The sequence below is a fragment of the Yeosuana marina genome, from assembly GCF_011762485.1.
GTDB classification, from domain to species: domain Bacteria; phylum Bacteroidota; class Bacteroidia; order Flavobacteriales; family Flavobacteriaceae; genus Yeosuana; species Yeosuana marina.
On sequence record NZ_JAAKGI010000003.1, the window covers coordinates 131230 to 142785 of the forward strand.

Genomic DNA, 11556 nt, shown 5'->3' on the forward strand with positions numbered 1-11556 from the left:
AACCTATAAATTCATTCAAGTTGGCAGAAGAAAATGAAAACATACAATTTCAATTAAGCGATGAACTTATTGAGCAGGTAGAACTTTTAGTTGAACAACAAAACAACAAAGAGTTACAAGTGCTTTTAAAAGAGTTTCACTACGCTGATATAGCAGAGATTCTAGATGAATTGAATCTAGAAGACGCTATGTATGTAATCAAACTTCTGGATTCTGAAACGACCTCTGATGTCCTCATGGAATTGGATGAAGATAACAGAGAGAAGGTTTTAAAAAACTTATCTAATAAGGAAATTGCCGAAGAGGTTGAAGAACTAGATACCGATGACGCTGCCGATATTATTGCCGAATTGCCAGAAGACCGTCAGCAAGAGGTTATCTCACATATTGAAGACGAAGAGCATAAAGAAGAAATTAGAGAGCTTCTAGCTTATGATGAAGATACAGCTGGTGGATTGATGGCAAAAGAGTTGGTTAAGGTTTATGAAACATGGACGGTCGCTGGATGTTTACGAAGAATAAGAGGGCAAGCCAAAGAAGTAACTCGGGTACACTCTATTTATGTAGTAGATAAACAAAATAGGCTTATTGGTAGGTTGTCTTTAAAAGATTTGATTGTAGCAAAAAGTGACCAAAAAATTACAGATATATACATAAAAAGTGTTGATAGTGTTAATGTTCATGATGATGCTGAAGATGTTGCCCGTGTGATGCAAAAATATGATTTGGAAGCCATTCCTGTTGTCGATAATAATCAACGACTTTTAGGAAGAATTACTATTGATGACATTGTCGATGTCATGAAAGAGGAAGCTGAAAAAGATTATCAGTTAGCAGCTGGTATTACAAGCGATGTTGAGGCTGATGATAGTATTTGGGAACTCACTAAAGCCCGTTTACCATGGTTATTTATAGGTATGTTTGGAGGTATAGGTGCAGCAACTATTATCACTAATTTTCAAACCGTATTAAATAATTACGCTATACTTTTAAGTTTTGTACCGTTAATCCAAGCAACTGCTGGTAATGTTGGCGTACAGTCGTCTGCTATTGTTGTTCAAGGGTTGGCTAACGACACAATAAAAGGAGAGATATTAAAACGTTTATTTAAAGAGTTCTTGCTAGGATTAGTTAACGGCGTAGCTATTGCGCTAGTAGCCATTATAATTAGTCATTTCTTTTTTCATACAGCTTATTTAGTATCTTTAACCATAGGAGCTGCGCTAATAACCGTTATTATAATTGCCGCTTTAATAGGCACGTTTATTCCCATATTTTTAGATAAACGCGGCGTAGATCCAGCTGTAGCAACAGGACCTTTTATTACAACGAGTAATGATATTTTTGGAATACTCTTATACTTTTTAATAGCTAAAATGATTCTTGGATTTTAATGATTGGGCGTTACCCTTTGGGTCGCGCTTTTCGTGACAATCTTTTGCAAAAGCAAAAGGATTTTTACTGCAATCGCTAACGCAAAACTTTGTAAATTTACAGAATGGATGCAATTAATATTCAACATAAATTTTCAAAATTTAACAAAAACTGGCATCCTCATCAAGTTGCAATAGTTGATAATATGCAGGTGCTTTTAGCAAAACTAAAAGGAGAATTTGTTTGGCACAGCCATGAGGATGAAGACGAATTATTTCAGGTTGTCAAAGGAACTCTGTACATGCAATTTCGTGACCGTACTGAAATTGTAAAAGAAGGAGAACTAATTGTCGTACCAAAAGGGGTTGAGCATAACCCTATGACAAAAAATAACGAAGAGGTACATGTTATTTTGTTTGAAAAATTATCGACCGCACATACCGGAAAAGTACAACACGAAAAAACACAGACACATTATCCTAAAATTTAAATGAAAATCCTTCATCTAGATACAAACCATCAATTACTTCTAAATCAATTAAACGATTTGGGATTTCAAAACGACGAAGATTATTCATCTTCTAAAGAAGACATTGAAACCAAAATAAATCAATACGATGGTATCATTTTAAGAAGCCGATTCAGCATTGATAAACAATTTTTGGATGCAGCAACCAATCTCAAATTTATTGGAAGAGTAGGAGCTGGTTTAGAGAATATTGATTGCGCGTATGCCGAAGAAAAGCGAATTACTTTAATAGCCGCACCAGAAGGAAATAGAAATGCGGTTGGGGAGCACGCTTTAGGGATGTTGTTATCATTATTCAACAAACTTAATAAAGCAGATGCTGAGGTAAGACAGGGCAAATGGCTTCGAGAAGATAACAGAGGTATTGAATTGTATGGAAAAACAGTAGGCATTATTGGCTATGGAAATATGGGAAAATCCTTTGCTAGAAAGTTAAGAGGTTTCGATGTTGAGGTGTTGTGTTACGATATAAAACCGCATGTTGGTGACGAAAACGCTAAACAGGTATCGCTAAAAGAATTTCAAGAACAAGTTGAGGTTGTTAGTTTGCATACACCACAAACACCATTAACCTTGAATATGATAAATACCAAATTTATCAACCAGTTTAAAAAGCCATTTTGGTTCTTAAATACGGCGCGTGGGAAAAGTGTGGTAACGGATGATGTAGTAGATGCTCTAAAATCTGGTAAAATTCTTGGTGCCGGATTAGATGTTTTAGAATATGAAAAGGCATCGTTTGAAAACTTATTTTCTTCAGAAATGCCTTATGCTTTTCAATATTTAATAAACGCTCAAAATGTAATTTTATCACCTCATGTTGCTGGTTGGACTATTGAAAGCAAAGAAAAACTAGCACAAACTATAGTAAATAAAATAAAAGCTAAATTTTGTTAATTTCTATTTATAGGTAGAAAGCTATTTCTAATATTCTGGATTTCCTACTTTACCCATAAAACAAATTGAACCTGTTTCTTTTTCTGTTATTACGAATAGAAAAGGTTTGTTTAATAAAAATTGTTTTGACTCTCCTATTGATGTAGTTACTATACCCACAGCAGTAACTGCTGCCGCTTCAGTTCCCTTTTCATTAACATCGATAAAGGTTTTTTGTAATACAAATGAAATTTTAGTGTCCGTATTACTTAAATTACTAAAATTAGCATTATTACTAAAAGCTATGCCTAAACCTAAGTTGGCAAGAGCATCGTTAAATTCCTTTTTAGAGGAAAATTTAAACTTAGGTAAGGTGATTTTAATATCTTGAACTGTAAAGTTGTTCTGCCAATCTAACCAATTTTCACTGTTCATTATAGGCATAACATCATCAAACGTTTTGTTGGTATTAGGCAGTATTAGCGTCATGGAATATTTATTGTTTTTATAAGGAAGTTCAACAGAAGAAAATATGTCGTTTGCCATATATTTTAAATCTTGTTGCATAGACATCATCTCAACTTGTTTCACATTACCATTGGCTAGATGAAAAGATAATAGCTTGGTATTTTCTGTTTTAAAGCGAAACTCCCAATCACTTTTAAAATAAATGGCATTAATAGCATATAATACTGCATCTGCCGAAATGTTATCTAAAATACTCGGTATTTTTCCATTGGTTTTATTGGATACCCAGTTGTTTATAGTTTTTAAGGTTTGGGGATCGTTAAAATCTTTGTTTTGTACTTCTGCAAAATAATATGATTTATTTGTTGTCAAGAATGATTCCTTAACGGGAAAAGTATTTTTTATCCAAAGTGAATTAGCAATGTCAAAAGTTGTTCTAGAAGCTGTTCTAGTAAGGTTTTCTATAATGTTTTGGTTCACTAAATTGGTTTCTTCTATTGTAGTGTTTCCATAGTTAAACATACTGGCAAAAGCCTGTTTAGTTTCTCCATCGGTACCGTTATACACCATACCTAAAGCCAAAGAAGCACTTACGGGAGAAATCATGAAATTATTTTCAGTTTCAGTTTGAGCAATTTCTTTATATAATGAAAACGCAAAATCATTATTTGCAGAAACAATTTGATGTCCTTTAGAAACAGTATCAAAAGGTATTAATGGTTCATCATTAGAAGTGCTGCAAGATTGAAAAGTGATTACACAAATTAAAAAGGGAAGCAATAAAGTATGGTCTAATTTCATAACTATTCAAGTTTCGATATTGTTTACAATTTTAAGATGCGAAAAGTATCAAAAGGTTGCGGTTAATGATAAGAAAAGTCCAATTGAAATTTTTTATTAACTTTAAAAATCTAAAAGATATCAACATGCAATACATAGCTAATTCTCCTGAAGACTACATAAAACAACTTTCTGAGGAGCGGCAACTAATCATTAGCAAACTTCGAAAAACAATTAAGGAACATCTCCCAAAAGGTTTTGAGGAAACTATAAGTTATGGCATGATTGGTTATGTGGTTCCACATTCGATATATCCGGATGGTTACCATTGTAACCCAAAAGAACCTTTGCCTTTTATGAGTTTTGCATCGCAAAAAAACTCAATAAACGTATACCATATGGGTCTGTATTCAAAAAAAGAATTATATGATTGGTTTGTTAGTGAATATCCAAAATATAGCAAAACTAAACTTGATATGGGTAAAAGCTGTATTCGATTTAAAAAGATAAATGACATACCTTTTGAATTAATTGGAGAATTGTCAAAGAAAATAAAGGTTCAAGAATGCGTTGATATTTACGAATCTGCAATCAAAAAATAATAATCAATAAAAACTTAAAATATGAAATTAGGAGCATTTTCAGCTAGTCTTAGTGTCAAGGACATTAAGGTATCAAAACAGTTTTACGAAACACTCGGGTTTAGTGTTTTTGCAGGAGATATTGATAAAAACTATCTCATTATGAAAAATGGCAATGCGCTAATTGGTCTTTTTCAAGGTATGTTCGAACAAAATATTTTAACTTTCAATCCAGGGTGGGACGAAAATGCCAATAAAGTAGAACCATTTGATGATGTAAGAGCCATTCAAAAGCACTTGCAAGAAAATAATATTAAACTAGAAAGAGAAACGGATGAAAACACTTCTGGACCTGCAAGTATAGTTATGTACGACCCTGATGGGAATACCATACTTATTGATCAACATGTATAATAAAAAATCAAAAAATGAAACATAGAGTAACAGGAATAGGAGGCTTGTTTTTTAAAACCAAGGACCCTAAGGCGACTAAAGATTGGTATAAGAAACATTTAGGATTTAATACCGATGATTATGGCTGTACCTTTAAGTGGAAAGACCAAGAGGGTAAAGAATGCACAACACAATGGAGCCCATTTCCAGATGACACTAACTATTTTAAGCCTTCAAAAAAGGACTTTATGTTTAACTATCGTGTTGAAAACTTAAAAGAACTTTTAAAAGCCTTAAAAAAAGAAGGAGTTACTATTGTTGGAGATATTGAAGAATACGAGTATGGTAAATTTGGTTGGATACTCGATAATGATGGCAATAAAATAGAGCTTTGGGAACCCATTGATACTCCTTTTTTGTAACTTCGTCAATTATTTTTCAAAGCTTAAATACTATTGACTTACATAGAGATTCTCCAATCGTATCATTTATCATGGTTACAATGGGCAGCTATTGGTTTAGCTGTTTTTTTATTAGGGCTTTCAAAGGCAGGCATTAAAGGAATCGGGATTATCCTTGTTGTGATTCTGGCTTTTGTTTTTGGTGAAAAAGAATCTACAGGCGTTTTATTACCTATGTTAATTAGTGCCGATATTTTAGCCGTTATTTATTACAATCGGCATGCACAATGGAACTATATTTTCAAGCTGTTACCCATGATGATTGTTGGGGTTTTAGTTGGTGTTTGGTTAGGTAATGATATTTCTGAAGTATTGTTTAAACGATTAATGGCTATTATCATTATTGGATCTGTAATCCTTATGTTTTTATCTGAACAAAGAAAGTCAACTGCCGTACCAAAAAACAAAATAGTGTCTTGGATAGCGGGTTTTTTAGCAGGGTTTACCACTATGATAGGTAATTTGGCCGGACCCGTTTCAAACGTGTATTTTCTTGCAATGCGATTTCCTAAAAATGAGTTTATAGGAACAGCGGCCTGGTTATTTTTTATCATCAATGTATTTAAATTACCATTTCATATGTTTGTTTGGAAAACGGTAACCGTAAACACCTTAGTTTTAAATTCGGTTATGATACCAATTGTTGTCATAGGTTTTTTTGTAGGAGTCTCTATTGTAAAACTAATTTCAAATTTGAACTACCGTCGTTTTATTTTAATAGTCACTGCTATTGGGGGTGTTATTTTATTTTTAAGATAAAATTTAGAAACGATTTTTTTATTACTTTTAAATTTCAAACCAAAATAAAACCATCATGTCAGAAGAAAAAAATTTTAGTGACGACCTTAAAGATAAGGCAAAAGAATTCACTGAAGATGCCAAGGAAACAGCTTCAGAGTTTGCAGAAAATGCAAAACAAACATTTACTGATAGTAACAAGAAAATTTTAGCAGGCGTTCTTGCTATTTTATTGGGAATATTTGGGGTTCACAAGTTTATATTAGGATATACTAAAGAAGGAGCTATTTTATTGGGCATTACATTAATAGGAATTGTGCTTTCTTGTGTTGGTGTTGGTGTTTTTTTAGTTTGGGGAGTAAGTATAATTGGTCTTGTTGAAGGAATTATTTATTTGACTAAATCTGATGAAGAATTTTATAATACCTACCAAGTTGGCAAGAAACCTTGGTTTTAATAAATTAGATAGGTATAATAAAAAAGCCCAAAATCAGTTTTGGGCTTTTTTATTGTATTTTTTCTTTTAAACCTAAGAATTCTCTTCTGAGTTCTCTGTAAACTTACGCTCTAATTCTGCTTGAAACTCTTCCATAACGGGTTTCACAGTACTTTCTGGTAAGTCGGCAATTTTAATGTACATCAAGCCATCTACAGAGTTATTAAACAAAGGGTCTACATTAAAGGCTACTAAGCGTGCATTTTGTTTAATATATTTTTTAAGAAGAACAGGTAAGCGTAAGGCTCCTGGTTCTACTTCGTCAATAATTTTGTCAAACTTATTTAAATCGGCTTCGGTTTCATCAAAAACAAAATCTTTATCAGCATCTTTAAGTTTTACTTTAAACTCTTTTTTAGGATGTACATATTGTGCTAAATAGGGATCGTAGTAATGAGATTTCATAAACTCAATCATCAACGATTTAGAGAAGTTAGAAAACTGATTACTAATACTAACACCACCAATTAAAAAGTTATGTTCTGGAAAACGCAATGTGGTGTGCACAATACCTTTCCAAAGTAAAAATAGCGGCATGGGTTTTTGCTGATACTCTTTAATAATGAAAGCACGCCCCATTTCAATAGATTGGCTCATCATTTTATAAAGCTCTGGCTCAAACCTAAAAAGATCTTGAAGGTAAAACCCATCTATACCAAATTCTGCAAATATTTTTGAACCAAGTCCCATTCTATAGGCGCCTGCAATTAATTGGGCGTCGTTATCCCACAAAAACATATGGTGATAATAGGTGTCAAAAGTATCAAGGTCTATTGCTTCATTAGTACCTTCACCAACTTCTCTAAAGGTTATTTCACGCAGTCTTCCTATTTCTCTTAATATATTAGGGAGTTGATCCGCTTGCGCTAAAAACACCTCATAGTTTTTACTTTGTAATAACCTGCAATCGTCTTGTCTAAGTTTTTCAACTTCTTTAGCCATTAATTCTGGTGCAATAGGCGTTACAATACGCTTAGGTATTTTATGAGCTTTTAGAGAGGACGAGAGGTTATCTAATATTTTAGATTTGCTTTCAAACGCATTGGAAAGCATATAAGTTTTTCGTCTTAAAAAATCGCAAAAATCTTCAAGTGATGCATGCTCTTTTTGATCGGCAACCGAAATAGGTTTTCCAATTCTAACTTTAATAACACGACGCCTTTGCGTTAATAATTCTGATGGTAATTTAGCGGTTCTTAAGGTGTCACTAATTTTAGAAAGTTTATAAAAAAGCCGACTATTTTTGGCATGAAAATAAATAGGAACAACGGGAACTTCAGCTTTTTTAACCAATTTCATAGCGGCTTCTTCCCAGGGTCTATCAACTACCAACTTGCCATCTCGGTAGGTTGATACTTCACCAGCTGGAAAAATACCAAGCGGATGACCTTCTTTTAGATGTAATAACGAATTTTTAAAACCAGAAATGCTTGACTTTGCATCTTTCCTGTCTTCAAAAGGATTAACAGGCATGATGAATGGTTTTAAAGGCTCAATTCTATGTAGCAGAAAATTGGCTATTATTTTAAAATCCTTGCGTTGCTCAAGCATTAACTTTAATAGCAAAATACCATCAATTCCTCCTAATGGATGATTGGAAATAGTAATGTAAGCACCATCTTTTGGCAGTCGTTTTAAATCTTCTTCTGGGATTTCAAATTTTATTTCAAAATCATCCAAAATACTATTTAAAAACGTAAGATCTGTAAGGTGTTTATTGCGTTTATAAATTTTGTTAAGTGTAGATATTTTTAACAACTTAATAAGAAGCCAACCAATAAAAGTGCCAATGAAGCCGTAGTTATCAATATTTATAACTTTAGCAACTTCTTTTGCAGAAACTAAACCGGTATCAACTTTTTTGGACATCCCTACAAACCTAATCAATTTTTTTATTTTTTTCACTCAAATTATATAGCAAACGCATTACTAAATCAGTTAAAATTTACTTCAGTTATATTTTTAAAATATTATTGTGTCACTATTTGAATGGTTCCTTGTGTTAACTGTTTAAGTAATATTGTTTTACCTTGTTCTAATTGCTGAATGGCTTTATCGTTATAATTTCTTATTGTATAAAGCGATACATTTTCTTGGCAACTAACTTTAAATTTTGCTTTTAAATGCTGCAGTAGTTTATCAAGATTATTATACATATTGTCAACACAAACAGAAAAACTTATAGCCGAATTTTGAATGACATCTACTTTCATTTTATATAAATGAAGTAAGCTAAATATCTCGCTAATATTTTCTTCAACAATGTATGAGAAATTTAAAGAAGACAAAGAGATTAATACTTGATTTTTTTTGACTATAAAACAAGGGATATCAGGTTCAAGCGCTGTGCCTTTTCCAACTTTAGTGCCCGATTTTTCAGGGTTTAAAAACGACTTTACGTACAACGGAATTTCCTTGCCTTGCAATGGTTGCAAGGTTTTTGGATGAATAACAGAAGCGCCATAAAAAGCGAGTTCAATGGCTTCTCTGTAAGATATCATATTAAGTAATTGTGCATTTTCAAAATAACGAGGGTCGGCGTTTAAAACACCTGGAACATCTTTCCAAATTGTAACGCTTTCTGCATTTAAACAATAAGCAAAAATGGCAGCAGTATAATCACTACCTTCTCTACCGAGAGTGGTTGTGAAATTGTTGGCATCGCTCCCTAAAAAACCTTGCGTTATGTTTAACGTAAAGGTGTTGAATTTCGTTGTTATTAAATGCTGTGTATCTTCCCAATTTACGTTGGACCGTCTGTAATAGTTATCAGTTTTAATATATTCTCTAACATCTAACCAGGTGTTTTTTAACCCTATATCGTTTAAGTAATGACTAATAATAAGGGTGGAAACTAATTCTCCAAACCCTACAATTTGGTCATAAACAAAATTATAATCCGGCGATTTATTGCTATCTAAAAAACGATTTAACTCATCAAATAAATTAGATACATTTTTAAAAACAGCATGATGTTCATTGTCAAATAAATCTAAAAGAATTGAGTTATGGTATTTTTTAACCTCTTGTAATGAGCTTTGTAATTCGGCTTTATTGTTAAAATAGTTATTAATAACAACTTCTAAGGCATTGGTAGTTTTTCCCATAGCCGAAACCACTACTAAGGTATTATTGTAGCCTACTTTTTGCAATACTGAAGCTAAGTTTTTAACTCCATTGGCATCTTTTACAGAGGCGCCACCAAATTTAAATACTTGCATTATAGCTTTGATATATAATTTTTTATAGCTTGTTCGTTGAGATGAACTACATTCCAATCGCGCATCACATTGGCCCCATTTTTTTCGTAAAAAATAATGGCTGGTTCGTTCCAATCAAGGACTTCCCAGTTAATACGTCTTACTCCTAAAGAGTAACCGTATTTTACAACTTCATCTAATAATTTAGACCCAATTCCTGAACCTCTCATAGCTTCACTTACAATTAAATCTTCAAGATGTAATGCTTTTCCTTTCCAGGTTGAATATCTAAAGTAAACCAACGCCATACCTTCAATTTTGTTATTTACCTCGGCTACAAAACAATGAAAAGCAGGATTTTCACCAAAACCGTCTTGTTCTAAATCGCTCACGGTTACTTCAACAGCATCGGCTTCTTTTTCAAAGATTGCTAGCTCATGAATTAAATTGAGAACTTGGGGCATATCTTGCTTGGTTGCGTTTCTAATAGTAAAATTCATAGTGTTTAATTTGATTCAAAGATAGGGTAAAGTTCTTTATTTATAAATGTGATAAATATGCTAAAACGTTGTAGTTTGTTTAAAAATGCTAGATATTTGTACAAAACAAACTAAAAGGATATGGCTAATAAAAAGCAAACATTAGGTGAATTTATTATTGAAAATCAAGCGTCTTTTAAGTATTCATCTGGAGAATTATCTAGCCTTATCAATTCCATTCGCTTAGCGGCAAAAGTCGTGAATCATGAAGTTAATAAAGCGGGATTGGTTGATATCATTGGAGCTGCAGGCGATGTAAATATTCAGGGTGAAGACCAACAAAAACTAGATGTGTACGCTAATGATAAATTTATTCAAACTCTTACCAACAGAAATATTGTTTGCGGTATTGCTAGTGAGGAGGAAGACGATTTTATATCTATTAACAGTCAAGATGAGAATCACCAAAATAAATATGTCGTTTTAATAGACCCTTTAGATGGCTCCTCAAACATTGATGTGAATGTGTCTGTTGGAACCATTTTTTCAATTTACAGACGTGTTACGCCTATTGGCACTCCTGTTACGATGGAAGACTTTTTACAAAAAGGAAATCAACAAGTAGCTGCTGGTTATGTGGTTTACGGAACTTCTACTATGTTGGTTTATACAACGGGTGATGGGGTTAATGGTTTTACACTTAACCCAGCTATTGGCACGTTTTATTTATCGCATCCTAATATGCAATTTCCAGAAAATGGAACCATTTATTCTGTAAACGAAGGAAATTATATTCATTTTCCTCAAGGCATTAAAAACTATATAAAATATTGTCAGAAAGAAGAAGGTGATAGGCCATATACCTCAAGATATATTGGCTCTTTAGTGTCAGATTTTCACAGAAATATGATCAAAGGCGGTATTTATTTGTACCCTAAAAGTTCATTAACTTCTAAAGGAAAATTACGGTTATTGTATGAATGTAATCCTATGGCATTTTTAGCAGAGCAAGCTAACGGAAAAGCAAGTGATGGTTTTACAAGGATTTTGGATATTCAACCTACCGAGTTACACGAGCGTGTGCCTTTTGTTTGTGGAAGTAAAAACATGGTTGAAAAAGTAGAAGAGTTTATGCGAGAAGCTCATCAATAATAAAAGCATTAAAAAAGCGAACTGTTAAG

The 11556-nt window shown here is 32.8% G+C and carries 13 protein-coding genes; 9 read left to right on the plus strand and 4 right to left on the minus strand.

Features of this window, described 5'->3' with window-relative positions; translation table 11 throughout:
- Positions 1 to 20 precede the first annotated feature (20 nt).
- From mgtE to G5V56_RS05245, 3 genes are all read left to right on the plus strand, one after another.
- Complete coding sequence (gene mgtE, locus G5V56_RS05235) at positions 21 to 1394, plus strand: magnesium transporter (protein WP_206285873.1); 1374 nt, start codon at positions 21 to 23, stop codon at positions 1392 to 1394.
- 104 nt (positions 1395 to 1498) lie between these two features.
- Positions 1499 to 1864, plus strand: a complete 366-nt coding sequence (locus tag G5V56_RS05240) for a cupin domain-containing protein (RefSeq protein ID WP_166962576.1) — start codon at positions 1499 to 1501, stop codon at positions 1862 to 1864.
- Positions 1865 to 2800, plus strand: a complete 936-nt coding sequence (locus tag G5V56_RS05245) for a 2-hydroxyacid dehydrogenase (RefSeq protein ID WP_166962578.1) — start codon at positions 1865 to 1867, stop codon at positions 2798 to 2800.
- Between the two features lie 27 nt (positions 2801 to 2827).
- Here the strand turns inward: G5V56_RS05245 and G5V56_RS05250 are convergent, their stop codons facing one another.
- Positions 2828 to 4048, minus strand: coding sequence for a serpin family protein (locus tag G5V56_RS05250; RefSeq protein ID WP_166962580.1), 1221 nt, complete (start codon positions 4046 to 4048; stop codon positions 2828 to 2830).
- Positions 4049 to 4173: 125 nt separating this feature from the next.
- Between G5V56_RS05250 and G5V56_RS05255 the strand changes: the two genes are divergently transcribed.
- The 5 genes from G5V56_RS05255 to G5V56_RS05275 are packed head-to-tail and all read left to right on the plus strand — an operon-like array spanning position 4174 to position 6657.
- Positions 4174 to 4629, plus strand: a complete 456-nt coding sequence (locus tag G5V56_RS05255) for a DUF1801 domain-containing protein (RefSeq protein ID WP_166962582.1) — start codon at positions 4174 to 4176, stop codon at positions 4627 to 4629.
- A 21-nt stretch (positions 4630 to 4650) separates the two neighbouring features.
- Positions 4651 to 5022 carry a VOC family protein gene (locus tag G5V56_RS05260; protein ID WP_166962584.1) on the plus strand — a complete coding sequence of 124 codons (372 nt, stop codon included), beginning with the start codon at positions 4651 to 4653 and terminating at the stop codon, positions 5020 to 5022.
- A 14-nt stretch (positions 5023 to 5036) separates the two neighbouring features.
- The gene (locus G5V56_RS05265; protein WP_166962586.1) at positions 5037 to 5423 is read left to right on the plus strand and encodes a VOC family protein; all 387 of its coding nucleotides are present in this window, start codon (positions 5037 to 5039) and stop codon (positions 5421 to 5423) included.
- 33 nt (positions 5424 to 5456) lie between these two features.
- Positions 5457 to 6221, plus strand: a complete 765-nt coding sequence (locus tag G5V56_RS05270; protein WP_166962589.1) for a sulfite exporter TauE/SafE family protein — start codon at positions 5457 to 5459, stop codon at positions 6219 to 6221.
- Positions 6222 to 6276: 55 nt separating this feature from the next.
- Positions 6277 to 6657 (plus strand): NINE protein, encoded by a 381-nt coding sequence (locus G5V56_RS05275; protein ID WP_166962591.1) that lies wholly within the window; start codon positions 6277 to 6279, stop codon positions 6655 to 6657.
- A 72-nt stretch (positions 6658 to 6729) separates the two neighbouring features.
- Here the strand turns inward: G5V56_RS05275 and G5V56_RS05280 are convergent, their stop codons facing one another.
- The 3 genes from G5V56_RS05280 to G5V56_RS05290 all read right to left on the minus strand — a co-directional run bounded on the left by G5V56_RS05280 (position 6730) and on the right by G5V56_RS05290 (position 10396).
- Positions 6730 to 8565: a GNAT family N-acyltransferase gene (locus G5V56_RS05280; protein WP_166962593.1), complete on the minus strand. Its 1836-nt coding sequence runs from the start codon at positions 8563 to 8565 to the stop codon at positions 6730 to 6732.
- Between the two features lie 101 nt (positions 8566 to 8666).
- Complete coding sequence (locus G5V56_RS05285; protein WP_166962595.1) at positions 8667 to 9917, minus strand: aspartate kinase; 1251 nt, start codon at positions 9915 to 9917, stop codon at positions 8667 to 8669.
- On the minus strand, positions 9917 to 10396 hold the full coding sequence (locus G5V56_RS05290; RefSeq protein ID WP_166962597.1) for a GNAT family N-acetyltransferase: 480 nt from the start codon (positions 10394 to 10396) through the stop codon (positions 9917 to 9919). The genes G5V56_RS05285 and G5V56_RS05290 overlap by 1 nt, the downstream gene beginning before the upstream one ends.
- A gap of 120 nt (positions 10397 to 10516) precedes the next feature.
- On the opposite strand from G5V56_RS05290, the gene fbp reads away from it, so the two are divergent.
- Positions 10517 to 11527 carry a class 1 fructose-bisphosphatase gene (gene fbp, locus G5V56_RS05295; RefSeq protein ID WP_166962599.1) on the plus strand — a complete coding sequence of 337 codons (1011 nt, stop codon included), beginning with the start codon at positions 10517 to 10519 and terminating at the stop codon, positions 11525 to 11527.
- The last annotated feature ends 29 nt before the right edge of the window (positions 11528 to 11556 follow it).

Coding starts and splice junctions, on each gene's coding strand:
- G5V56_RS05245 (WP_166962578.1), top strand. CDS start 1,865: ATGAAAATCCTTCATCTAGATACAAACCATCAATTACTTCTAAATCAA.
- G5V56_RS05260 (WP_166962584.1), top strand. CDS start 4,651: ATGAAATTAGGAGCATTTTCAGCTAGTCTTAGTGTCAAGGACATTAAG.
- G5V56_RS05240 (WP_166962576.1), top strand. CDS start 1,499: ATGGATGCAATTAATATTCAACATAAATTTTCAAAATTTAACAAAAAC.
- G5V56_RS05285 (WP_166962595.1), bottom strand. CDS start 9,917: ATGCAAGTATTTAAATTTGGTGGCGCCTCTGTAAAAGATGCCAATGGA.
- G5V56_RS05290 (WP_166962597.1), bottom strand. CDS start 10,396: ATGAATTTTACTATTAGAAACGCAACCAAGCAAGATATGCCCCAAGTT.
- G5V56_RS05280 (WP_166962593.1), bottom strand. CDS start 8,565: ATGTCCAAAAAAGTTGATACCGGTTTAGTTTCTGCAAAAGAAGTTGCT.
- G5V56_RS05250 (WP_166962580.1), bottom strand. CDS start 4,048: ATGAAATTAGACCATACTTTATTGCTTCCCTTTTTAATTTGTGTAATC.
- fbp (WP_166962599.1), top strand. CDS start 10,517: ATGGCTAATAAAAAGCAAACATTAGGTGAATTTATTATTGAAAATCAA.
- G5V56_RS05265 (WP_166962586.1), top strand. CDS start 5,037: ATGAAACATAGAGTAACAGGAATAGGAGGCTTGTTTTTTAAAACCAAG.
- G5V56_RS05255 (WP_166962582.1), top strand. CDS start 4,174: ATGCAATACATAGCTAATTCTCCTGAAGACTACATAAAACAACTTTCT.
- G5V56_RS05275 (WP_166962591.1), top strand. CDS start 6,277: ATGTCAGAAGAAAAAAATTTTAGTGACGACCTTAAAGATAAGGCAAAA.